This is a genomic window from Acidithiobacillus sp., assembly GCF_023256195.1.
GTDB lineage: Bacteria > Pseudomonadota > Gammaproteobacteria > Acidithiobacillales > Acidithiobacillaceae > Acidithiobacillus_A.
In genome coordinates this window covers 13864-35686 of the sequence record NZ_JAGDWX010000004.1, presented here as the reverse complement: position 1 = coordinate 35686, position 21823 = coordinate 13864, and the positions used below count along the sequence as shown (strand labels likewise).

Annotated in this window: 21 protein-coding genes and 1 tRNA gene; 10 read left to right on the top strand and 12 right to left on the bottom strand. The window is 63.0% G+C overall.

The genetic code is table 11. From position 1 onward, the window contains the following. Positions 1 to 1326, top strand: a complete 1326-nt coding sequence (hslU, locus tag Q0C23_RS00320; protein ID WP_291510397.1) for an ATP-dependent protease ATPase subunit HslU — start codon at positions 1 to 3, stop codon at positions 1324 to 1326. 107 nt (positions 1327 to 1433) lie between these two features. Here hslU and Q0C23_RS00315 read toward each other — a convergent pair whose 3' ends face one another. The 6 genes from Q0C23_RS00315 to ftsY form a co-directional block, all read right to left on the bottom strand. Further along, on the bottom strand, positions 1434 to 2513 hold the full coding sequence (locus Q0C23_RS00315) for a mechanosensitive ion channel domain-containing protein (protein ID WP_291510387.1): 1080 nt from the start codon (positions 2511 to 2513) through the stop codon (positions 1434 to 1436). A 166-nt stretch (positions 2514 to 2679) separates the two neighbouring features. Then, on the bottom strand, positions 2680 to 3012 hold the full coding sequence (locus Q0C23_RS00310; protein WP_291510386.1) for a DsrE family protein: 333 nt from the start codon (positions 3010 to 3012) through the stop codon (positions 2680 to 2682). Continuing rightward, positions 3009 to 3866, bottom strand: coding sequence for an RNA polymerase sigma factor RpoH (rpoH, locus tag Q0C23_RS00305; RefSeq protein ID WP_291510385.1), 858 nt, complete (start codon positions 3864 to 3866; stop codon positions 3009 to 3011). The genes Q0C23_RS00310 and rpoH overlap by 4 nt, the downstream gene beginning before the upstream one ends. 129 nt (positions 3867 to 3995) lie before the next feature. Continuing rightward, positions 3996 to 4901, bottom strand: coding sequence for a permease-like cell division protein FtsX (ftsX, locus tag Q0C23_RS00300; protein WP_291510384.1), 906 nt, complete (start codon positions 4899 to 4901; stop codon positions 3996 to 3998). Continuing rightward, complete coding sequence (gene ftsE, locus Q0C23_RS00295) at positions 4898 to 5566, bottom strand: cell division ATP-binding protein FtsE (protein WP_291510383.1); 669 nt, start codon at positions 5564 to 5566, stop codon at positions 4898 to 4900. Before ftsE ends, ftsX begins: the two co-directional genes overlap by 4 nt. Further along, the gene (gene ftsY / locus Q0C23_RS00290; protein ID WP_291510382.1) at positions 5563 to 6789 is read right to left on the bottom strand and encodes a signal recognition particle-docking protein FtsY; all 1227 of its coding nucleotides are present in this window, start codon (positions 6787 to 6789) and stop codon (positions 5563 to 5565) included. The genes ftsE and ftsY overlap by 4 nt, the downstream gene beginning before the upstream one ends. A 106-nt stretch (positions 6790 to 6895) precedes the next feature. Here ftsY and rsmD point away from each other — a divergent pair, with 106 nt between their 5' ends. The 3 genes from rsmD to Q0C23_RS00275 are packed head-to-tail and all read left to right on the top strand — an operon-like array spanning position 6896 to position 8268. Next, complete coding sequence (gene rsmD, locus Q0C23_RS00285; protein ID WP_367273157.1) at positions 6896 to 7444, top strand: 16S rRNA (guanine(966)-N(2))-methyltransferase RsmD; 549 nt, start codon at positions 6896 to 6898, stop codon at positions 7442 to 7444. Positions 7445 to 7448: 4 nt separating this feature from the next. Next, positions 7449 to 7979, top strand: coding sequence for a pantetheine-phosphate adenylyltransferase (gene coaD, locus Q0C23_RS00280; RefSeq protein ID WP_291510380.1), 531 nt, complete (start codon positions 7449 to 7451; stop codon positions 7977 to 7979). Positions 7980 to 8016: 37 nt separating this feature from the next. Then, complete coding sequence (locus Q0C23_RS00275; protein ID WP_291510379.1) at positions 8017 to 8268, top strand: YfhL family 4Fe-4S dicluster ferredoxin; 252 nt, start codon at positions 8017 to 8019, stop codon at positions 8266 to 8268. Positions 8269 to 8287: 19 nt separating this feature from the next. Here Q0C23_RS00275 and Q0C23_RS00270 read toward each other — a convergent pair whose 3' ends face one another. From Q0C23_RS00270 to hemA, 5 genes are read right to left on the bottom strand one after another with little or no spacing between them, the layout of a single operon-like run. Next, positions 8288 to 10261, bottom strand: a complete 1974-nt coding sequence (locus Q0C23_RS00270; RefSeq protein WP_291510378.1) for a dynamin family protein — start codon at positions 10259 to 10261, stop codon at positions 8288 to 8290. A 17-nt stretch (positions 10262 to 10278) separates the two neighbouring features. After that, complete coding sequence (gene mutM, locus Q0C23_RS00265; protein ID WP_291510377.1) at positions 10279 to 11091, bottom strand: bifunctional DNA-formamidopyrimidine glycosylase/DNA-(apurinic or apyrimidinic site) lyase; 813 nt, start codon at positions 11089 to 11091, stop codon at positions 10279 to 10281. Then, complete coding sequence (gene prmC / locus Q0C23_RS00260) at positions 11084 to 11947, bottom strand: peptide chain release factor N(5)-glutamine methyltransferase (RefSeq protein WP_291510376.1); 864 nt, start codon at positions 11945 to 11947, stop codon at positions 11084 to 11086. Before prmC ends, mutM begins: the two co-directional genes overlap by 8 nt. Further along, the gene (gene prfA / locus Q0C23_RS00255; protein WP_291510375.1) at positions 11947 to 13044 is read right to left on the bottom strand and encodes a peptide chain release factor 1; all 1098 of its coding nucleotides are present in this window, start codon (positions 13042 to 13044) and stop codon (positions 11947 to 11949) included. Before prfA ends, prmC begins: the two co-directional genes overlap by 1 nt. After that, positions 13041 to 14249 (bottom strand): glutamyl-tRNA reductase, encoded by a 1209-nt coding sequence (gene hemA, locus Q0C23_RS00250; protein WP_291510374.1) that lies wholly within the window; start codon positions 14247 to 14249, stop codon positions 13041 to 13043. The genes prfA and hemA overlap by 4 nt, the downstream gene beginning before the upstream one ends. Before the next feature lie 176 nt (positions 14250 to 14425). Here hemA and Q0C23_RS00245 point away from each other — a divergent pair, with 176 nt between their 5' ends. The 5 genes from Q0C23_RS00245 (at position 14426) to Q0C23_RS00225 (ending at position 18610) form a co-directional block, all read left to right on the top strand. Beyond that, positions 14426 to 16078 carry a tetratricopeptide repeat protein gene (locus Q0C23_RS00245; RefSeq protein ID WP_291510373.1) on the top strand — a complete coding sequence of 551 codons (1653 nt, stop codon included), beginning with the start codon at positions 14426 to 14428 and terminating at the stop codon, positions 16076 to 16078. Beyond that, entirely contained in the window at positions 16075 to 16689 is a 615-nt protein-coding gene (gene lolB / locus Q0C23_RS00240; RefSeq protein WP_291510372.1) for a lipoprotein insertase outer membrane protein LolB, read from the top strand. Before Q0C23_RS00245 ends, lolB begins: the two co-directional genes overlap by 4 nt. Beyond that, positions 16686 to 17537 carry a 4-(cytidine 5'-diphospho)-2-C-methyl-D-erythritol kinase gene (gene ispE, locus Q0C23_RS00235; RefSeq protein ID WP_291510371.1) on the top strand — a complete coding sequence of 284 codons (852 nt, stop codon included), beginning with the start codon at positions 16686 to 16688 and terminating at the stop codon, positions 17535 to 17537. Before lolB ends, ispE begins: the two co-directional genes overlap by 4 nt. Before the next feature lie 4 nt (positions 17538 to 17541). Further along, positions 17542 to 17616: transfer RNA gene (locus Q0C23_RS00230), tRNA-Gln, on the top strand. Positions 17617 to 17662: 46 nt separating this feature from the next. Next, on the top strand, positions 17663 to 18610 hold the full coding sequence (locus Q0C23_RS00225) for a ribose-phosphate pyrophosphokinase (protein WP_291510370.1): 948 nt from the start codon (positions 17663 to 17665) through the stop codon (positions 18608 to 18610). 94 nt (positions 18611 to 18704) lie between these two features. On the opposite strand, the gene Q0C23_RS00220 is transcribed toward Q0C23_RS00225, so the two are convergent. Beyond that, positions 18705 to 21065 (bottom strand): TonB-dependent receptor, encoded by a 2361-nt coding sequence (locus Q0C23_RS00220; protein WP_291510369.1) that lies wholly within the window; start codon positions 21063 to 21065, stop codon positions 18705 to 18707. A gap of 431 nt (positions 21066 to 21496) precedes the next feature. Between Q0C23_RS00220 and Q0C23_RS00215 the strand changes: the two genes are divergently transcribed. After that, the gene (locus Q0C23_RS00215) at positions 21497 to 21796 is read left to right on the top strand and encodes a PepSY domain-containing protein (RefSeq protein ID WP_291510368.1); all 300 of its coding nucleotides are present in this window, start codon (positions 21497 to 21499) and stop codon (positions 21794 to 21796) included. Positions 21797 to 21823: the final 27 nt, after the last annotated feature.

Below are 21823 nucleotides of genomic sequence, written 5' to 3'. Positions count from 1 at the left end.
ATGCGTGAAATGACTCCACGGGAGATCGTCCAGGAGCTGGACAAGTTCATCGTCGGCCAGGACGAGGCAAAACGGGCGGTCGCCGTTGCCCTGCGCAATCGCTGGCGGCGCGCGCAGGTGGCCGGCGACCTGCGCGCCGAGATCACCCCCAAGAACATCCTCATGATCGGTCCGACGGGGGTCGGCAAGACCGAGATCGCGCGCCGTCTGGCGCAACTGGCCAAAGCTCCTTTCATCAAGGTGGAGGCCACCAAGTTCACGGAAGTGGGCTACGTCGGCAAGGACGTGGAGGCCATCATCCGTGACCTGGCCGAAATCGCCGTCAATCTGGTGCGCAGTGAGCGCCAGCAGGCGGTGAGCCTGCGCGCCGAGGAACTGGCGGAAGAGCGCATCCTCGACGCCCTCCTACCGGGGCCACGAGACGTGAGCCTGCCGCGGCAGGACGAGAACACCCGGCAGAAGTTTCGCAAGATGCTGCGCGAAGGCAAGCTGGACGACAAGGAGATCGAAATCGAGATCCGCGCCAGCAAGGGTCCCGGCGTGGAGTTCATGGCACCCCCTGGCATGGAGGAGATGGGCGCACAGTTGCGCGATCTCTTCGCCCGCATGGCGCCGCAGAACCAGCAAAGCCGCAGGCTGAAGGTGGCCGAGGCACGTCCCCTGCTGCGCGATGAGGAAGCCGCCAAACTGGTGAACGAAGACGAAGTGCGCAGTATCGCCCTGGAGCGCCTGCAGGCGGACGGCATCGTCTTCATCGACGAGATCGACAAGGTCACCTCCCGCAGCAACGCCCAGAGTGGCCCGGACATCTCCCGCGAGGGGGTGCAGCGGGATCTGCTGCCTCTGGTGGAGGGGTCCAATGTCAGCACCCGCTACGGTGTGGTCAAGACCGACCACATCCTCTTCATCGCCTCCGGGGCTTTTCATCTGAGCAAACCCTCGGACCTCATTCCCGAACTGCAGGGTCGCTTGCCCATTCGCGTGGAACTGCAGCCCCTCGGCGCCGCCGATCTGGAGCGCATCCTGCGCGAGCCGGAAAACGCCCTGGTGCGCCAGTACACCGCCCTGTTGGCGGCGGATGGGGTGCGGCTCAACTTTACCGAAGGCGGGATCCGTCGCATCGCCGAGATCGCCCAGCAGGTAAACGAGGGTGTGGAAAACATCGGTGCCCGACGCCTGCACACGGTGATGGAGCGTCTGCTGGAGGATCTTGCCTTTCGCGCGCCCGACGCCAGTATTGGCGATATCACCATCGATACCGATTACGTGAACGCGCGCCTGGGCGATCTTGCCGCCAACGAGGATCTCTCACGATATATTCTGTGATGGTGCGGCGGAAGTGACCCCGTCCCGCTGCTGCCCCTCGTCCGGGTGACACCGAGAACCGGATCGCCACTACGGGTGCGGGTGCCCGCCTGGCGGGCGATGGATGCTCAGGCAGCGGCCGATGGCGCCTGCAGCCCCGGGTAGGGCTCCAGCTGCGAGCTGACCATGTGGATATCCTGCTGTTGGTGGGCCAGGGGCACCCCATGTGCCAGCAGCGCCTCCACCACCGCCGCCCGCAGATCCGTCTGTACATTGAAAGACTTGTTGCAGTCCTGGATGTATACCCGCAGATATACCATGACGCCATTGGTATTGACGTCCAGTATCAGGGCAGAGGGCGGAATGATGCTGGGGTCGTCCTGCATCACATCGGGATGCTTGCGTGCCACATCCACCAGAATCTCCTTGACCCTTGGCAGATCCGCGTCGTGCCTCACCGTGAACGGCAGCATGAGGCGCAGGACGCTGTTGGAATACATCCAGTTCGTCACCTGCCCAGATATGATTTCCGAATTGGGAACGAAGACTTCGGTGCGATCAAAGCTCATGATGAGGGTGTAGCGGATGCTGATCTTTTTCACGTAACCTTCGGCGCTGCCCACCTTGATCCAGTCGCCCACTTTGATGGGACGCTCGAAGATGAGGATGATGCCCGAAACGAAATTGTTGACCATGGTCTGCAGACCGAATCCCACACCCACCGACAAGGCGCTGGCGATGAGGGCGAACTTGCCCAGAGGAATACCAGCCACGGCCAGAGCGATCGCCACACTGAGAATGATGGCGATGTATTTGGTGAGCATGACCAGGGAGTAACGCGCGCCGGAATCGAGGGCGAACATCCCGAGAAAGCTCTCGAGACGCGCCACCAGGCGATCGATGATCCGAAACAGGACCACCAGCAGCACGACGGCGACGACGACGTGCAGCGGATTGATGCGCACGCCGCTGACCGAGAAACCGTCGACAAAGTAGTGTTCTGCTAGGCCCAGAAACTTTTGAGGCAGCAAATGCGAGACAAAAGCGAGGGCAAAACCCGCCCCGACCAGCACCCCGACCTGTAAGAGTCCACCGAGCCAGCGCCCTATCTTGGTCGCACTGCGTCTGCGTATCCCCCAATGGATCAGCACAAGCAGCGCGACAGAAACAAGGACAATAATACCCGACTGTACCAAGGATATCGACATATTAACGACTATCTCCCTGTTTTTTCAGGGATACATACTAGCATGTCCGGCACTTTATTGTCCAACCACAGCGCGCTGGAGCCCCAATAATTTGCCTGAGATGTGCAGACAGGGTACGACATTCGGCTGCGTTACCAGCCGCGCGCAGAATGAACAGCTGAGGGAATCAGGGCTTGAGATAGCTCCAGCCATGCTGCTGGGCATGCGCCAAGGCCAGCACCCCCGCGGCAACGATGCGGGTACCGGCAGGCAAGCAATCCGGGTTCAGGCCGAGGGCGTTGAGGCTGTTTCGACAAAAGGCAAAGTCGACTCCGCCCTGTGCCAAGGCCTCGCAATCCTCCCGCCAGCGACCCATCGCCCAGACCGCCACCGGCGCGGACACATTGGCGACCACCTGCAAGGACACACCGGGCTCCGCTGCCTGAGCGTTGCGCAGATTGCCATAAAGCAGAGGCCAGCGGCCCGGATCGTCGATGTGGAAGAGCAGACGCTGACTCACGCCGGGGCGTGCTCCAGCAGACGGCTACGGAGTTTCTCCATTCCGCTCTTCTCCAACTGGCGTACCCGCTCCGCCGATACTCCCAGCTCGTCGCCCAGGGCCTGCAGTGTCTTGGGTTCGTCGCTCAGCCAACGGTTCTGGATGATGTAGCGATCTCGATCACTCAGACTCTGCAGTGCGGCGCGCAGACCCTGCTGACGATGGCGGTCCCAGTCGCGATCGATGAGGGCATCGACGGAGGAGTCCGCCGGGTCCTCCAGCTCCAGAACACGACCGCGCCCCTCCTCATCATCGCTCTCATACTGCAGGGAGTAATCCTGACCGGCCATACGCCCTTCCATCTCCAGCACGGCTTCCTGGGATACTCCGAGGTCTTCGGCTATGGCCGCACTCTCCTCCTGCCCTAACCAGCCGCTGCCCTGGCGTGCCGAGCGAAGATTGAAGAACAGTTTGCGCTGCGCCTTGGTGGTGGCAACCTTCACGATCCGCCAATTGCGCAGGATGAACTCGTGCATCTCTGCCTTGATCCAGTGCACGGCAAAGGAGACGAGGCGCACCCCCTGCTCCGGGTCGAAGCGCTTGACCGCCTTCATGAGGCCGATGTTGCCCTCCTGAATGAGGTCGGCCTCGGGCAAACCATAACCGCGATAGGCCCGCGCTACCCGCACGACGAAACGCAGATGGCTGAGCACCAGCTGTTTCGCGGCATCGACATCGCCTTCATCCCGCAGACGCCGCGCCAGGCTACGCTCCTCCTCGGCACTCAGCAAAGGCTGCGCGTGGACGAAGCGCAGATAGGCGGCCATCCCATCGACGGTCGCCAGATCCTTCTGCATCGTTACCAAGTCATTCATGAATCCGCACCTCCCGAAGTCTCACGCCCCTTAGACCCGCGTCACGGCCGATAGTTTTTCGGCGTCGGCGCACAGCCCGACCCGCAGGCATATCTACTTTTTCTGATGTGTGGGCGGGGCTGCGATCTTTCAAGAGAAAGTATGGTCGAGGTGGCGCCCCACGGCAATGCGAGAGCCCAGCCATCCCAGGAAGGCACTGATGGCGATGAGGGCCAACCCTTGCTCTGGGCGCAGTCCTACCAGGGTGAAATGGGTTCCGTACAGAGCGGCGAGACGGTCCACAGGTCCTTGCAGGCTGAGGATGGCGACGGCCACCACGGCCCAGGCGAGGGCTCCAGCCAGCAGGCCCTGAATCAGCCCCTGATAGAGAAAAGGGCGACGAATGAAACTGCGCGTCGCCCCCACCAGGGACGCAATATCGATCTCATCCCGACGCTGGGCGATATGCAGGCGGATGGTATTACCCATCACCAGCACGGCACCGAGGGCGAGCAGCAGAGCGAGGATCCACACGGCGCGAGTGCCCAAGGCCAGGATGGCTTGCAGACGGGCGACCCAGTGCAGATCCGACTGAGCGCTGGCGACGACGGGTTCCTTGGCCCAGGACTGCACCTGGGCATCCAGATCGGCGGAGCTCTGGGCCAGCGGATTGATTTCCACGACCAGCGAGGCCGGCAGCGGATTTTCACCCAACACATCGACGGCCGCCTGCATGCCGGCGCTGTGCTCGAAATCCGCCAGGGCCTGTGCCCGGCTGATGTAATGCACGGCCACCACGCCCGTACTGTGCTCGATCCGCGCCCGCAGCTTGGCGACGTCGGCGGCGCTGGCGTCGTTGTGCAGATACAGGGAAATCTGCGCCTGATCCCGCCACTGCCCCAGCAGAAGCTGCAGGTTGTTGAGTGCCGTAAAGAGGCCGACGGGCAGCGCCAGGACGATGGCCAGGGCCAGCACCGTCAGCAATGTCGCCAGGGGCTGTTGCAGGAGCGTGTCCCGGGCATTGCGCAGAGCATCCAGACGCAGGTGCAGATTCATGAGAACTCCTTGGGGGCGTGCAGTCGTCCCTGCTCCAGATGCAGGGCCGGCAGGCCGAGTCGCGCGATCTGCCGGGCATCGTGGGTGGCGACGAGAACCGTCGTGCCGTGGCGGTGGAAATCGCGGAACAGGTCGAGGATCTCGTCGCTCAGGGCGGGGTCGAGATTGCCCGTAGGCTCATCCGCCAGCAGTATTTCCGGGGTGTGGACGATGGCGCGGGCGATGCCGACGCGCTGTTGCTCACCGCCCGACAGGGTCGCCGGCAGTTCCCGCAATCGGTCGCCGAGGCCCACTTTCTCCAGCGCCGCGCGCACTCGGCTCTCGATCTGTCGGGCCGGCACTCCGGCCACCTTCAGGGTCAGCGCGACGTTATTGTAGACATCCCGGTCCATGAGCAGCTTGTGATCCTGGAACACCACGCCGACACGTCGGCGATAAGCGGGAATGTGGCGGCGTTTGAGGGTGGCCAGATCCACGCCGCCCACCATCAGCGTGCCATGGCTGACATCCTCCAGTCGGGTAAGGAGCTTCAACAGGGTGCTCTTGCCGGCCCCCGATGGCCCGGTCAGCAGGACCATCTCGCCTTTGGGCAGACGCAGGTTGATCTCCCGCAGGACGTGCCGCCGTCCTGGGTAGTGCTTGGTGACATTGATGAATTCGATCACGATCCGGACTCCGCAAAGAGGGCATCGACGAAGGCCTCTGCCGAGAAAGGCCGCAAATCTTCCACCCCTTCACCAACCCCGATGAAGCGGATGGGCAGAGGCAGGGCTTTGGCGACCGCCGCCACCACACCACCTTTGGCAGTGCCGTCCAGCTTGGTGATGCAGATGCCGGTCAGACCTACCGCCTCATGGAACTGCTGGACCTGCTGCAGGGCGTTCTGCCCGGTGCCGGCATCGAGCACCAACCAGATCTGGTGCGGCGCGGCGGGATCCTGCTTGGCCAGCACCCGTTTGACCTTTTTCAGCTCTTCCATGAGGTGTGCCTGGGTGTGCAGGCGCCCGGCGGTGTCGGCAATGAGCAGGTCGACGCCCCGGGCACGGGCGGCGGCGTAGGCGTCGTAAAGGACCGAGGCGCTGTCGGCGCCAGCTCCCTGAGCGATGACCGGCACCTGGACACGTTCCGCCCAGCCCTGCAGCTGCTCGACGGCGGCCGCGCGGAAGGTGTCTCCCGCGCCCAGCAGGATGGAGTAACCCTCGGCCTTCCAACGCGCCGAGAGCTTGCCGATGGTGGTGGTCTTGCCGGCGCCATTGATGCCCACCATCATCAATACCTGCGTCTGTCCCTTCTGAGGCGTCCAGTCCTGCGCCCGCGGCTGGAGAATATCCAGCAGGGCCTGGCGGATGGCCGCGCGCAGGGCTGTGGGGTCCTTCAGTTCGTTGCGGCGCACCCTCTGGGTTACCCGATCCATGATCTCGCGGGTCGCGGCCACTCCCATGTCTGCCTGGAGGAGGATGGCCTCCAGATCCTCCAGCAGCGCATCGTCGATGACTTTTTTACCCAGAACCAGCTGCTCGACACTGTTGCTGAGCTGCTCTCGACTGCGGCGCAGCCCCTCGCGCAGACGTCCGAACAGGCCGGGCCGCCGAGTCTCGGTCGCAAGCGGCGACCCGAGGACGGGCTCCGAAGTGCCGACCGCCTCGTCTTGTGCTTGCTCGGGCTCGGGCTTCGACTGCGGTGCCGGCCGGCTTGGTGGGGTGGCCGTACCGGGCGGTGCTACGGAGGTCTCGCCCGATCCCGTCCCTTGCTCGCCGGTGGTGCCCGATACGTCGCGGGTCGGGGCGTCCGCCGCTGACTCCCCTTTCGGTTCAGGCGCCGCGGCATCGGCGTCGATGCTTTCCTCTTCCGCCTTGCCTTTGTTACGCTTGAACCAGTTGAAGACCATATTTTCCAGGGGGACGTGAAGGAATCATGTGGGGCATTATCCCCCGTCGTCGCGATCGCGACAATCCAGGCAGCCGCCCGTGGGCGGCCAGCGCCCAGTCTTGAGCCTGCGCATCATCGCCGGGAAGCATCGGGGGCGCGTGCTGCGCTCGCCGCCGGGGCCATCCCTGCGGCCGACGCCCGGGGTGGTGCGGGAACGCCTTTTCAACTGGCTAGGTTCTGCCGTACAGGGCGCTCGGGTGCTGGATCTCTTTGCCGGTACCGGCGCCCTCGCCCTGGAGGCTTGGTCCCGGGGCGCGGCAGAGCTGTGCCTGGTGGAAAAACTGCCGCGCCACCGAGATCTCCTGCGAGCCAACCTGGCGGCCTGCGCCTGCCCCGAATCCGCCCTCTGTGGCCACGATGCCCTGAGTTTTCTGGTACAGTGTCGGCAAAGCTTCGATATCGTCCTGCTCGACCCGCCTTTTCACCAGGGCTGGCCGCGCCGCCTGCAGAAGAGTCTTGGCGTCAGCACCGTCCTTGCAGAGGCCTCCTGGCTCTATCTGGAGAGTGCCGCAGACGAGGTCTGGTCCGAAGACAGCCTGCCCGAGGGCTGGTCCCTGCATCGCTGCGGTCACTGCGGCGACAGCCACTTTCACCTCTATCGCCGCCAAACCTGAGCCTATGAATCCTTGCCCCAGCAGACGCATCATCTACCCCGGCACCTTCGACCCGGTTACCCTGGGCCACGAGGACCTGGCGCGCCGCGCCGCCGCGCTCTTCGACGAGGTGGTCGTAGCGGTAGCGGCCGAGACACCCAAGCAGACCATCTTCCCGCTGGCGGAGCGTGTCGCTCTGGCCGAGGCTACCCTGGGTCAAATCGCCAAGGTACGGGTGCGCGCCTTCGACGGTCTGCTGGTTCACCTTCTGGCCGAGGAGCAGACCCCTATCCTCCTGCGCGGGCTGCGGGCTATCTCGGATTTCGAGCACGAGTTTCAGCTCGCCTCCATCAATCGGCGCATGGACGCCCACATCGAAACCCTGTTTCTCATGACCTCCGACGCCTACACCTTTCTTTCTTCAAGCCTGGTGCGCGAAATCAGCCGCCTGGGTGGAGACGTCAGTGCCTTCGTGCAGGCGCCGGTGGCGGCCGCTCTGCAAAAACGCTTTGCGAAGCGGCATCGGGGATTGGAAGCCGGGGGCGAGAGGTCGTAGACTGGGCGTCCCATGAACGAATCACGAGGGGAGCGCCGTGTCCCTGCGCATTGACGAGAACTGTATCAATTGCGATGTTTGCGAGCCCGAGTGCCCCAATGGCGCCATTGCCATGGGGCCGACCATCTACGTCATCGACCCGGACCACTGCACCGAATGTGTCGGCCACTACGACACGCCCCAGTGTCGAGAGGTCTGCCCAGTGGACTGCATCGATCTCGACCCGGAACACCGCGAAAGCCCCGAACAGCTGCGTGAAAAGTTTCTACACCTGACGGGTCAGACCTGACCCGGACGCCGATCCGACCTCAGGCCCTGGCGTCTCCCTCCAAGGCCCGGCGCAGCTCGGCGGCAATCTGCTCCAAGGCAGCAGACCGCTCTGCGAGGGCCTCACGATTCTGTTGCAGCTGCTGCAGTCGGGTGTCGATATTGCCCATGGCCACGGCGATGTTCTCCAGGGCGTCCAGTTCTTCTTCGGCCTTCTGCCGATAGAGTTCCAGCTGGCGGTTCATCACCGCCATCATCTCGTCCACCCAACCCTCGGCGTCGCGCCGTGTCTCGACGATGAAATCGCGCACCTTGCCAGCCACGGTGAGGAAGGCCTTGCGCACCACCGCACTCTGAGTATTGACGGCGATCTCCAGCATCATGCCGAAGCGTTCGTAATTTTCCGCCATGGCCAGGAGTTCGGCGCGACGGGGCATGATGGCGTAGGGAATGGCACTGAGGGAGGGCAGCCGGTAGCGCTCCTGAAGGGTGGCGTACTCGCTGGCTATCTGCGCATTGATCTCCGCCGAGCCCTGCAGCGCGGTATCGAAGTGGGCGATGGCCTCGGCAAAGAAGCTGCGGAAACGCTCGACGATGCCGGCCGTGGTCCAGGCCGCCAGCATCTCGCTGCGCGCCGCACCGATACGGGCGTCGAAGCGATCGGGAGAAAGGGGCTCCAGCAGGGCCCGATCCACTGCGGCACGGAAGACCGCCTTGCGTGCCTCGAAGCGCTGCCGGTCTTGGTCAAAGTTGGCCAGCATGGCCTTGTGCTGCGCCACGAGGCGGGGCACCTTCTCGCTGGTGCGTTCCTTGAGCCCGCGGATGCTGTCCTCTTGCGCCACGATGGCCCGGATCTGATCTACCAGGAGCTGCCGCTGATCACGGACCACCTGCTCCACGAGATGGATACAGCGTTCTTCCAACACCTTGCGGCGGGCCGGGATGAGTAGGCGGGCGATGCTGGCTTCCAGCTGGGGCAGGCCGCTCTTCTCCAACAGATCGGCATCGCCACGGATGCGAGCCAACAGCGCCTTCTGTCCGGAAACGGGTAGCACCCGCTCGGCGGGAATACCGAGCCGCTGCGCGGTCTTCTCTATCTGCGCGCTCACCTCATCGTCGATCTCGAAGGGATCACGCAGCTCGTCCCAGAGCGTGTCGATCTTGTTGAGCAACACCAGCTGCGGCTGATTCTGGTTGCGCCGCAGGTACTGATCCCAGATGGTCAGGTCGCTCTGGGTAACGCCAGTGTCGATACCGAGGACGAAGAGCACGGCATCGGCGTCCGCGAGCATGCTGAAGGTCAGTTCGGGCTCGGCACCAATGGCATTGAGACCAGGGGTGTCGAGTATGGTCAGACCAGCATCCAGGATCGGGTGCGGCAGAAACAGCTGAGCGTGGCGCCAACGCGGGATGAGCACCTTGCCCAGGCCGCAGGAGGGGCAGATGCTTCGCTCTCGGTCCTTGGGCGTGCGGTTGAGGGGCGGACAGAGCCCCAATCGGCGCGCCTCTTCGATGGCCACGCAGGTGGTCTCCGTCAGGCTCTTGAGTATGGCGCTGCGCTCATGCGCCGGCTGCGCCATGTCGCAGGCGAGCCGTACCCAGGCACTGCCGGCCCGTTTCAGCTTTTCGATGCTGACGTCCATGGCACGACTGGCGATGGGCAGGAGTTGCAGTCCTGGACGGCCCTGGGGTGCTCCGCGAATCTCTACCGGGCACATCGTGGTCTGCCCCGTACCCGAGGGCAACAGGCGGGTTCCCTGGTCGGCAAAGAAAAGAGCATTGATGAGCTCGGTCTTACCCCGCGAGAATTCCCCCACCAAGGCGAGGCGCAGGCTGTCCCGTTCGATCTCGAAGGCCAGGGTCTCCAGGCGCAGGATGACACTGCCCGGCAACAGGCCCAGTTCGCCCGTCATGTTGGAGAGCGCATGGAGGTGCTCTACTACGGCACTTCGCCACGCGTTGAGGTCCTCGAGGCCCTGAAGCATAGGGGAGGGTTGCAAGGGTTTTGAGTCCACCGGACGCTCCTGTGCGACTAACGTTGGCAATTCGGACAGAAGACCGTGGCGCGTCCGCCCAGGCGAAGGCCACGCAGGGTCCGACCGCAGCGTGTGCAGGGCTCCCCCTCTCTTCCGTACGCCTGCAGAGATAGTCGAAAATAGCCATTGCCGCCATCGGGCTGCAGAAAGTCGCGCAAGGTCGTGCCGCCCTGGGCGATGGCCTCGCGCAGCACTTCGCCAATGGCTGTGACCAGAACTTCATAGCGTGCGGCCGAGATGCGACCGGCGGCGCGGCGGGGGTCGATCCCCGCCCGGAACAGACTCTCATTGGCGTAGATGTTGCCCACGCCCACGACCGTGTGCGCGTCCATGAGAAAGCTCTTCACCGCTTGCTGTCGGCCGCGACTGCGTCGGTAGAGCGTTTCACCGGAAAAATCCGGCGCCAAAGGCTCTGGTCCAAGGTCTCGCAGCAGCGGGTGGGTCGCACCCTCGGCATTCCACAGGATCAGCCCAAAGCGCCGAGGATCCCGAAAGCGCAGGCATCGACCGTCGGCAAGGAGGATATCGACGTGATCGTGGATCGCGGGCGCGAGATCCTGGGGCAGCAGGCGCAGACTCCCGCTCATGCCGAGATGCAGCAGGAGCTGGCCCGTCGCGAAATCTACCATCAGGTACTTGCCGCGTCGGCGCAGACGCAGCACGACGCGTCCGCGCAGCAGTGTGCCCAGCTCTGCCGGCACGGGCCAGCGCAAGCTTCCTTGACGCACCACCGCGCCGGTCAGGGTCTGGCCCTCCAGATGGGGGGCCAGTGCCAGGCGAGTGACTTCCACTTCGGGCAATTCAGGCATGGATGCCCGTCCACCGACCACCGCTCACCCGCTCCCGACCCGCCTGGTCATACTGAGCGAAGACCGCGGTAAAACCCGCTGCCCGCAGTCTTTCGCGCACGCCCGGCCCCTGCTCCCAGCCATGCTCGAAGAGCAGCCAGGCACCACCACGTAGGCGGCCGCCGATCTGCCGGAGGATTTCCGTGAAAGCCTCGTAGCCCGTGGGTCCAGCCACCAGGGCAAGGGTAGGTTCGTGGCTCAAATCCGCTAGGTGCCGGTCGTCGGCGGCCAAGTAGGGGGGGTTACTCAGCACCAGATCGAAGCGCTGTCCCGGTGGCAGATCGCGACACCAATGCCCCAGTTGCCACTGGACCTCAACTCCCAGAGCCCGGCCGTTGCGCTCGGCCACGGTGAGGGCCGCGGCACTTTTGTCGACGGCGGTGACACGCGCCCGAGGTCGGCTGCGGGCAATGGCCAGGGCGACGGCGCCAGAACCCGTTCCGAGATCGAGGACTTGCGTGGCGGCATCGACGGGCATGCGCTCCAGGGCGGCTTCCACCAGTACCTCCGTATCGGCGCGCGGGATAAGCACCGCCGGTGACACCTCCAGCTCGAAATCCAGGAAGGGCGCGCGGCCCAGACAGTAGGCCAGGGGCTCACCGGCCAGGCGGCGCGCAAGGAGCGTCTGCAGCCGGGTCTGGAGCTGTGTCGGCAGGGACTCGTCGGCGCGGCGCAGCAGGGTGGCGGCATCCCAGGCCAGACTGGCTTCCAGCAGCCAGCGCGCTTCTGCCTGCGGCTGGTCGCTGACCTCTGCAAGGGCCCGCGCCAGGCGGCGCTGAACCTCGACAATGGGCACGGGATCAGCGGGCACGGCCATCAGCTCAGGTCAGCACTCTGCGCCAGAAGCTCGGCCTGATGTTCCTGGATGAGGGGGTCGATGAGAGCATCCAGGTCGCCCCCCAGCACCGCCTCCAGACGATAGATCGTCAGGTTGATACGGTGATCGGTGATCCGCCCCTGGGGGAAATTGTAGGTGCGGATGCGCTCGGAACGATCGCCGGAGCCAATCAGGGAACGCCGCGTGGCGGCCGTGGAGCTCTGCTGTTTCTCCCGTGCCATCTCCAGCAGGCGCGCCTGCAGCAGTGCCATGGCCCGTGCGCGATTCTTGTGCTGGGAGCGGTCCTCCTGACAGGCGACCACCAGTCCCGAGGGCAGGTGGGTGATGCGTATGGCCGAGTCGGTCTTGTTGACGTGCTGCCCACCCGCACCGCTGGCCCGATAGGTATCGATGCGCAGATCGCTGGGCTGGATGCTGATCTCGTTGACGGCGTCCACCTCCGGCAGGACGGCGACGGTACAGGCCGAGGTGTGGATGCGACCTTGGGATTCCGTCTCCGGCACCCGCTGCACACGATGCCCACCCGACTCGAACTTCAGCCGAGAATAGGCCCCACGTCCACTGATCTCCAGCACGATTTCCTTGTATCCGCCCCGCTCGGACTCGGTGCTCGACAGGACCGTCACGCCAAAGCCCCGAGCCTCGGCGTAGCGGGTGTACATGCGCGCGAGATCGGCCGCGAACAGCGCCGCCTCCTCGCCGCCCGTGCCCGCCCGGATCTCCAGGAATACGTTGCGCTCGTCGTTGGGGTCACGGGGCAAGAGGCGCAGCTGGAGGGCGGCTTCGATACGCGCGAGCTCCGCCTCGGTATCCTGCCGATCCTCCTCGGCCAAGGCCCGCAGTTCGGGGTCGCGCTCCTCGTGCAGGATCTCCTGGGCCTCTTCCCAGCGCCGCCGCTGATCCTCATGGGCACGCAAGAGTTCGAGCACCGGCTGGATATCGCCCAGCTCGCGGGAAAAAGCCTGAAAGCGCGCGTTGTCCTGCAGCACCTCGGGACTCGCCAGGGCCTGCTGCAATTCTTCGGCGCGCTCGGCCAGCTGCTCCAGCTGAGCTTGCAGACGTGGACTGAGACTCATCCCTCGGCGTCGCTGAGATGAAAAAGAATGTCCAGGGAAGCGACCAGGGCCTCGCTGGTGGCTTCCTGACAGGGCTGGCGCAAGGTGGAAATGGGATCGTGCAGAACCTTGTTCATCAGGGCCTTGGAGAAGGACTCGAGTACCATTCGCGGATCCTGACCTTGATCCAGATAGTGGTAGAAGCGTTTCAATTCATCCTGACGCGCCTGCTCGACGTGCTCGCGCAGACGGCGAATGGCCGGGACCACGTCGAGGCTGTCGCGCCAGCGCTGAAAATCGGCCACCTCGTCGTTGATGATCGCCTCGGCCGCCTCCGCCGCCTCGCGCCGCGCCTGGATGCCCGCCTGGGTGATGTCGTTGAGATCGTCCAGAGTATACAGGAAGCAGCCATCCAGCTGGCCGACTCCAGCCGCGATGTCGCGCGGTACCGCAAGGTCGAGGAGCAGCAGGTGGCGCCCGCCACGCTCCCCCTGTACCTGGCGCACCAGCGACTCGGACAGGATGGGTTCCGTACTCGCCGTACAGCTGACGACCAGGTCCGCTTCCTTCAACAGGGCCGGGATCTCGTGCAGGCCGTGGGCACTGCCGCCGAATTTTTCCGCCAGGGCATCTGCCCGCTCACGGCTGCGATTCGCCACCCGAAAGCCGCCCACCTCGTGCTCACGCAGGTGGGTGGCAACCAGTTCTATGGTCTCGCCGGCACCGATGAGCAGTACCTGTCGACCCTCCAGCGTCCCCAGCACCTGCTTCGCCAAGCTCACGGCCGCGTAGGCCACGCTGACGGGAGCGGCGCCGATGGCCGTCTCCGTCCGCACCCGCTTGGCCACCCGAAAGGCCCAGTGCAAAAGTCGGTTGAGCACGGGACCGGTGGCCCCCACATCGGCGGCGATCTGATACGCATCCTTGATCTGTCCGAGGATCTGCGGCTCACCGATGATCATGGAATCCAGACCGCAGGCCACCCGGAAGAGGTGCCGGGCGACGTCCGCACCGCGATACTGGAAGCCCTGCCCCGCAAGGATAGAGGGGTCGAGGCCGTGAAAGGTGCACAGCCAATTCCGCAGAAGCTCCGGGCCGCCCTCGGCGAGACCATGGGCGTATATTTCGGTGCGGTTGCAAGTGGAGAGGATGAGCGCCTCTCGTGCCAGCTGCCGGTCCAGGAGATCGCGATGAGCCGCGGGCAACTGCTCGGGAGAGAAGGCCACTTTCTCGCGCAGTTCGATGGGTGCGCCGTGATGACTGATACCGAAGCAGTAAATGACCGAATCCGTCCGCTGCGTGATTCACTAACCCGTGGATTGTCGCGAAGGCACCGGCCGATTGCAAGCCGGCAAGGGAGGCGCTATCGTGCGCCCATCGAACAGGATGGGGATAGAGGACCATGGGCAAGGGATGGTGGACGCTGTCTTTGGGACTGACGCTGCTCCTGCCCCTGTCCGGATGTGCCGCCACCGACCCTGAGGAGCTCCGCGGCGAAACACTCTATTACCTGCTCACGGCGGAGTTTGCGACGACCCAGGGGCGTGCGGAGATAGCTCTGCCCGCTTGGCAGAAATCCGTGGAGCTCGCGCCACAGGCCAATGTCCTGGCCGCCGCGACCAAAGCGGCCGCGCGCTTCGGTGACCAGCGCGACGCCCTGCGCTGGGCGCGTCTGTGGCGCCAGACGGCACCGGACGATCCCGAGGCCGCCCGTTATGAGGCAGCACTCCTGTTGGCCAAAGGAGAAGATCAGAAGGCCATCGCCCTCCTGCAAGCCACCCTTGCACGTTTTCCCGAGGACGCCACCGTGACCGAGCAACTGGCCGCTTTGCTGGCAGAACACGGGCGTAGCGGCGACGCTGAGCGGCTGCTCCAGAACTTCGTCCAGAGCCATCCCGACTCCGCCAGCGCCTACTTCAATCTCGGTCGCATCTACCTTGCCGAAAATCGTCCGCAGGCGGCCGTCACCGCCCTGCGTCAGGCGGCTGCCCTCCAGCCCGACGATGGCCGCATCGCCGTCGCCTTGGCAGAGGCCCTGCGCCAACAGCAGGGCCCAACGGTGGCCTTGCAGAGCATCCAGGCCTTCACCGCGCACCACCCCAGCGATCTCGATGCCCAGCGCTATCTTGCCGCCTTGTATCTGCAGGTAGGCGGGCAGGAGCAGGCCATGCGGGTACTGCAGAAACTGACCCGCGAAGATCCGGAAAACCCAGAACTCTGGGTGTCGCTGGGCCTCGTCGCCCTGCAGAACTCCCAGTGGAGCGTTGCGCAGGGTGCACTGGAGCGCGCCCGCGAGCTCGCGCCACAGTCTCCCATCCCTTTGTATTATCTGGGACTACTAGCGGAAGCCCAAGCGCACTGGAACGTCGCGCTGCAGTATTTTCAGCGGATTCAGGACCCGGCTCTGGCGACAGACCTGCGCCTACACATTGCCCAGGCAGAATATCGACTGGGCCGGCGAGAAAAGGCTCTGGCAGATCTGGACAGCCTCGCTCGGGAGCATCCGGACAATGCCCAGATTGCCCTCTTCGAGGCCCAGCTGCTGGCGGACTCTGGTGCCCGCGCAGCAGCTCGCAAGGTCCTGCAAGGGGCCTTGACCAAGCATCCGCAGAACGCCCAGCTTTGGTTCGAGGCGGGGGTACAGGCGGAGCAGGCGAAGGATTATCCCGCCATGGAACAGGCCATGACCGAGGTGATCCGCCTCGATCCCAACGATGCTGCCGCCTATAACTTCCTCGGCTACAGTCTCCTGGAGCGAAACCAGCACCTGGAGCGTGCCGCGAGTCTTCTGCAGAAGGCACTGCAGCTCGCGCCCAAGGATCCGGCGATCCTGGACAGCGTCGGCTGGCTCTATCATCGCCAAGGCAAGGACAGCCAGGCCCTGCCCTACCTCCAGGAGGCCTGGCAGCAACTGCGCCCCGATGCCGAGGTGGGCGAACATCTGGGGCAGGTACTTTGGGATCTCGGCCGCAAGGACGAGGCGCGCGCGATCTGGCGCGAGGCCCTGCGTGCCCACCCAGATAGCGCCGTACTGAAAAAGGCCTTACAACGATGAGCCGGACTCGTGCCTTTCTGCTATCGCTGTTGCTCCTTGGCTTTCTGGATGGCTGCGCCAGCGTGCCGCCGCCGCATGTCGCAGCCTCGCCTCTCACCCTGCCCAGTGAGGAGCGCGCCCAGGTCCTGTACAGCCTCAAGGAGTGGCAGGCGAGTGGTTCCGCCTCCATCCAGACCGCCCGTGGCAGCGAGAGCTTCTCCTACCGTTGGCGGGAAGGCCCTGCGCACCAGGAACTCTCCATCTACGATCCCCTGGGACGCACGGTCGCCCGTTTGACGGCGGACAGCGATGGCGCCGAACTGCAGACCATCGATGGCAAGCGGGAAAAAGCGCAGAGCCTGGAAGCGCTCCTTGCCAAGGTGCTGCACGTACAGCTGCCGGCGCGGGAGTTGCCTCTGTGGATGCTGGGCCTCACCAGCGGCGCCAGCGCCGTGCAGCGCAATGCCGAGGGCCTGCCGGAAACTCTGCACAGCGGCGACTGGGACATCCATTACCTCCGCTATGGCGCCGTGGGTGGATTGCAGATGCCGAGCCTGCTGCAGGCGGACGGGCCCGAGGGCGTGCGCCTGCGCCTGGCGGTAACCCGTTGGCAACTGGGGGCGGGCTCATGAGCGCTGTCGAGGCCTTTCCCGCTCCAGCCAAGATCAACCGCATGCTGCGCGTCGTCGGCCAACGGGAAGACGGTTACCATCTGCTGCAGACGGTATTCCAGTACCTCGATCTCGCCGATACCCTGGAATTCCATTCCCTTTCCGCCGGGCATTTTCACCGTTCGCCCGAACTCGCCGGCGTTCCTGAGGAGCAGGATCTCTGTCTGCGCGCGGCCCGCCTGCTGGCGGACGAGACGGGGTGTCGCGAAGGTGTGGCCATCACCCTGCACAAGTCCCTGCCCATGGGCGGTGGTCTGGGGGGCGGGTCGTCCGATGCCGCTACCACCCTCATGGTCCTCAACCAGCTTTGGGGCTGTGGCCTGAAGCGCCCGGACCTCATGCAGCTCGGACTGCGCCTCGGTGCCGACGTCCCGGTGTTTCTCTTTGGTCGCAGCGCCTGGGCCGAAGGCATCGGCGAACGCTTGCAGGCCCTGCCGGAGCTATCGGAACCCCGCTTTTTCTTGATCCATCCCGGTGTCTCCGTGCAGACCGCGGCAATCTTCCGGCATCCTCGATTGACACGTCGACACCCCCCCATCACAATATCGGCGTTCTTGGCCGAAGCCCCGACCAATACGCTCGAGGAGCTGGTGCGGCAGCTGTATCCGGCGGTGGATGACTGCCTGCGCTGGATGGCGACAGCCGGTCTGGTGGAACCCATGCTCACGGGCAGTGGCGCCTGTTGTTTCGGTCGTCTCGGTGACGGGGTGGAGCCGGAAAACCTCCTGGCCGGGCTGCCCGAGGGCTGGCGGGCCTGGGTGGTCCAAGGCCGCAACCGCCACCCGTTGCACGATCTGGTCAAGGATTGATTTTTGGGGCGTAGCCAAGCGGTAAGGCACCGGATTTTGATTCCGGCATTCCCAGGTTCGAATCCTGGCGCCCCAGCCAATTTCATCGTCGCGCCCTGAGCCCGAGTCAAAGGAAGTCTTCCAGCATGTCCCACGGTAATCTCATGGTCTTCAGCGGGAATGCCAATCCCCGCCTCGCGACCCAGGTGGCGCGCTTCCTGCAGGTCCCCCTGGGCCGCGCCGATGTCAGTACCTTCAGCGATGGCGAGGTCTTCGTCGAGATTCTCGAGAACGTCCGTGGTCGGGATGTCTTCGCCATCCAGCCTACCTGCGCGCCCACCAACGATCACCTGATGGAACTTCTGACCCTCATCGATGCTTTCAAGCGCGCCTCCGCCGACCGCATCACGGCGGTGATTCCCTACTACGGCTACGCCCGGCAGGATCGCAAATCCCGCTCCCGCACTGCCATCACCGCAAAACTGGTGGCCGATCTCATCACCCGGGCCGGTGCCAACCGCGTCCTCACCATGGACCTGCACGCCGACCAGATCCAAGGCTTCTTCGATGTACCGGTAGACAATATCTACGCCTCACCCATCCTCTTGGGCGACATCTGGCGTCAGAATTATCCCGATCTCATGGTGGTCTCGCCGGACGTGGGGGGTGTGGTGCGGGCACGGGCCATCGCCAAACGTCTGGAAGTGGATTTGGCCATCATCGACAAGCGCCGTCCCCGGCCCAACGAATCGGTGGTGATGAACATCATCGGTGATGTCCGTGGGCGCAGCTGCGTGCTCGTGGACGACATGGTCGACACCGCCAACACCCTCTGTGAAGCCGCCCACGCCCTCAAGGAGCGAGGCGCCCTGCGCGTTTCCGCCTACTGCACCCATCCCGTGCTCTCCGGCTCCGCCACGGCGCGCATCGCCGCCTCGGACTTGGACGAGCTGGTGGTCACCGACACCATCCCCCTCCGGGAGGAGTCTGCCAGCTGCAGCAAGATACGGGTTCTGTCCGTAGCCGAACTGCTGGCCGAGACCATCCGTCGTATCGCCGAAGAGGACTCCGTCAGCTCCCTGTTCATGGACTGAGGAGGCCCCGAGGTAAGATCCGCCGCCCCCAGCTTGTGGGTGGCGGGTTCGAGTCAGACGCTCCCGGATTCGTGGCGGGACGGACCGGAGTAGCTCAAAAGGTCAGCCGTGCATCCAGGAAGAATGCCCGCGGAGCGCCCGGATTGGCCAACACCGCGCCGGTACTGTTGCCGTTGAAATAACCACCGGCAGTGACGTATTCCGTCGCATTGTACTTCCGATTGAGAATGTTGGTGAGATATAGCGCAAGGGTAGCCATTTTCACTCCCGGGATCACGTGCCGGATCTGGGTGTTGCGCAGCGTCACGGACAGGTTCACCAGATTGTATCCCGGTATCCATTGACGTGTGGGAGCACCGGCATTGTTATCAAAGAGATAGCTGTGTCCGTAATACTGGTCCCAGAGGTTTACCTCGAGACCGTTGCCAGAGATATAGGTGCGATACTTTGCACCCAGCACCGTGGTCAGATAGGGCGAATCGGTGACCGGATAACCATCATAGGACTGATTGGTCGTCGTTGAAAAATAGTTGTTGTAGTAGCCATGCAGGTAACTCGCATTGACATATGCCGACCAGTTGTCATCAATTTCCGCATGCACGGACAGATTGACGCCGTTGAGCGTCGCCTTGCCGTAACCAAAGGTGATCACCGTGGGATTGCTGGCGAGAGAGACCGGTATAGTCTCATTCGAGAGTACATCGCTGTAGTAGTTTATCTCACCGGAGATGCGCTGAAGTCCCAGCCAGTGCTCCTTCTGCAGACGCAACCCTAACTCATAGTCGGTACTCTTCACCGGCTTCAAAGCCGGCAAGTCTGTCTGGGCGTTGTTGAAGTTCCCACCCGTCGGGTTCTGGTAGGTCATCGCATAATTGGCATACGCCGTCAACCAGGGACGTGGGGAATAGGTAATGCCCACGGAGGGCGCGATCCGATCGAAGGTTCTGCTGGTATTGGGATTGGTGTTGTATCCCGCGTTGGGGTAATTGAGCGCCTGCGACAGATTGTTGTTGGTAAAGGTGGTCTGGTACTGGACGTATTGCAGACCGGGTACAATCTTCACCGATTCCAGAGGCCGGAACTCGTCCTGGATGAATGCAGACAGATAGGTATTACGGTAATCGTTATAACTGATGAAAGAGGGATTGGCAATGGTCGATCCCTGCAAGGCATTGTAGCCCTTGAACCGATTGTCTGTGTTGGAGTTAATCACATAACCACCGAAACTCAGACGATTGTGGTAGGGCAAGTTCGCGTCGAAGACCAACCGGTTGCCGTAAGTCTCGGAGAAGGGATAATAATACTCACTGCTGCCACCGGCAAAACCGGTGTTGATGCGATAGTGGAGAATGCGTCCGTGTCGGTACCAGAACAGATCGTGCATTTCGACGTTGTCCGCGATCTTGAGCTGCAGCTTGGCATACGCCAGATAGTTTTCAATGATATTGTTCTTGAACCAGACGTTAGGGTTGAGCGCAGAATAGAAACCGCTGGTCTTCTGGCTGTAAAGGGGCGCGTTCTGGTCGAGACCAGCGGTGGTGACCCCGGGAATGGGATCGACGGGGATCATGTTGGGACGATACTCGTCGTTACGCTGCCAGTAGGCACCAACGCTGAAGCTTCCCAAGGAAAAGGTCTTACGCAACTTCAAGAACACTTGGTTGGCGCGAGTTGGGGTATTGAAGTTGCTGATGCGAAAACTGTGGCTATGGGCGTAGGCCGTGGCTAAAACCGCCGACCAGCCGCCGTGGTCTCCCGTAGATGCTATTGCCGTGTAGACTTGAGACTGGTCGCTTCCATATCCTGCAGAAACACTAGCCTCTGGATGATCAGAGGGTTGCACCGGGACGAAATTGATCGTACCGCCGATACTGTCGTACCAGCGGTCCCGTGGGTTTCCCGGGCCATAGAGAACATTGACGCCAGAAAGGAGGGGACCCAAAGGGATTTCCACAGAGTGCCATCCGGTACCCTGAATGAGACTGTTGAGCGGGACGCCATCGAACTCCGCGGTTATACCATTGGTCTCGAGGTCGCCAGGCACACTGTTCCAACCAACCTTCACACCACGCATGGAAATGGTCGAGCGTGCCGTACCGCTGGTCGCGTTATAGCCATTGATCTGAATTCCAGGCTTGATGGAAAGTGTCTGCACACCGGATGCCCCGGGATTGAACAGACGTAATTCAGAGGGTGTTACCGCAGTTACAGACTGACTGCTTTTGAAGATATCTTGTGGACTGAGCACACCGGAATCAAACTGGGTACGCTTCTGTTCCACAGTATTGGAACTCGCACTCACTTCTCCCACATGCACCGAACCGCCCGATGGATTCGACGCACTGCTTGTTGCTGCCGTCGCTCCGCCGTCCGTCGAATTATCCGCCGCCCAGACCGATGGCGCTACCAGAAGCGCCAGATAGACCGAAATACTCACCGTCCGATGCATAGACATAAAAGCTCCTTGCCGAGTCTTCAGAGGAATAAAGAGCACACCGAAGCGCGTAGGCTAGCAGAGCATTGTGACAATATGATGAAACTTTTTTTACAGAATCATGACAGTTTCCAGTAAAGCTTTTACCGTAAGTTTACATTAGGTTTTATTTTTCGCTCGTAAGGAGAGGAGAATAGACTGCTTGGTATCCGGATATGCGGTAATCAGAAATGCGCGGCATTACCGTAAAAATCACCATCCCACGATACGGCTCCAAGCTCTGCCGTCGGACGGACGAGCATCTCGAACCGCCCGACCCTCCGAGCCATGGCTACTTGGAGTCGGGCGGGATATGTTTCCCGGGTTCGCGGCGCTAATTTTGCGCTAAGACTTCAGCGGCAGACTGGCTCTCGTGGACGCATGGGGCGTTCTCGATATTGCAGGAGTCTATCATGAAGAAACAACTTATCGTGGGACTTTTTCTCGCCAGCCTCGTGGCCAGCGGTACGGCCATGGCCTTCAAGGGCGAGCAGTTCAGCAAGGAGGCCAAGGTCTCCGTGGAAGAGGCCAAGGCCATTGCCCTGAAGACCTTCCCCGGGCAGATCGAGGATGTCGAGCTGGAGAAGGAGGCAGGTGGCAGCGGCCTGCGCTATTCTTTCGATATCCGCAAGGGTAAGGTCGTGCACGAGGTTGGCGTCGATGCCGTGACCGGCAAGGTGCTGGAAAACTCCGTGGACGACGGCAAGGACTGAGGTCCATCCTTGCCGCGGTGAAGATAA

What these genes read in the sequence shown, in the direction of transcription:
- Q0C23_RS00225 (WP_291510370.1), top strand. Translation starts at nt 17,663, where the DNA reads ATGTCCCACGGTAATCTCATGGTCTTCAGCGGGAATGCCAATCCCCGC.
- prmC (WP_291510376.1), bottom strand. Translation starts at nt 11,947, where the DNA reads ATGGCCGTGCCCGCTGATCCCGTGCCCATTGTCGAGGTTCAGCGCCGC.
- Q0C23_RS00315 (WP_291510387.1), bottom strand. Translation starts at nt 2,513, where the DNA reads ATGTCGATATCCTTGGTACAGTCGGGTATTATTGTCCTTGTTTCTGTC.
- ftsY (WP_291510382.1), bottom strand. Translation starts at nt 6,789, where the DNA reads ATGGTCTTCAACTGGTTCAAGCGTAACAAAGGCAAGGCGGAAGAGGAA.
- mutM (WP_291510377.1), bottom strand. Translation starts at nt 11,091, where the DNA reads ATGCCTGAATTGCCCGAAGTGGAAGTCACTCGCCTGGCACTGGCCCCC.
- ispE (WP_291510371.1), top strand. Translation starts at nt 16,686, where the DNA reads ATGAGCGCTGTCGAGGCCTTTCCCGCTCCAGCCAAGATCAACCGCATG.
- lolB (WP_291510372.1), top strand. Translation starts at nt 16,075, where the DNA reads ATGAGCCGGACTCGTGCCTTTCTGCTATCGCTGTTGCTCCTTGGCTTT.
- prfA (WP_291510375.1), bottom strand. Translation starts at nt 13,044, where the DNA reads ATGAGTCTCAGTCCACGTCTGCAAGCTCAGCTGGAGCAGCTGGCCGAG.
- Q0C23_RS00220 (WP_291510369.1), bottom strand. Translation starts at nt 21,065, where the DNA reads ATGTCTATGCATCGGACGGTGAGTATTTCGGTCTATCTGGCGCTTCTG.
- Q0C23_RS00245 (WP_291510373.1), top strand. Translation starts at nt 14,426, where the DNA reads ATGGGCAAGGGATGGTGGACGCTGTCTTTGGGACTGACGCTGCTCCTG.
- hslU (WP_291510397.1), top strand. Translation starts at nt 1, where the DNA reads ATGCGTGAAATGACTCCACGGGAGATCGTCCAGGAGCTGGACAAGTTC.
- Q0C23_RS00215 (WP_291510368.1), top strand. Translation starts at nt 21,497, where the DNA reads ATGAAGAAACAACTTATCGTGGGACTTTTTCTCGCCAGCCTCGTGGCC.
- coaD (WP_291510380.1), top strand. Translation starts at nt 7,449, where the DNA reads ATGAATCCTTGCCCCAGCAGACGCATCATCTACCCCGGCACCTTCGAC.
- rpoH (WP_291510385.1), bottom strand. Translation starts at nt 3,866, where the DNA reads ATGAATGACTTGGTAACGATGCAGAAGGATCTGGCGACCGTCGATGGG.
- ftsX (WP_291510384.1), bottom strand. Translation starts at nt 4,901, where the DNA reads ATGAATCTGCACCTGCGTCTGGATGCTCTGCGCAATGCCCGGGACACG.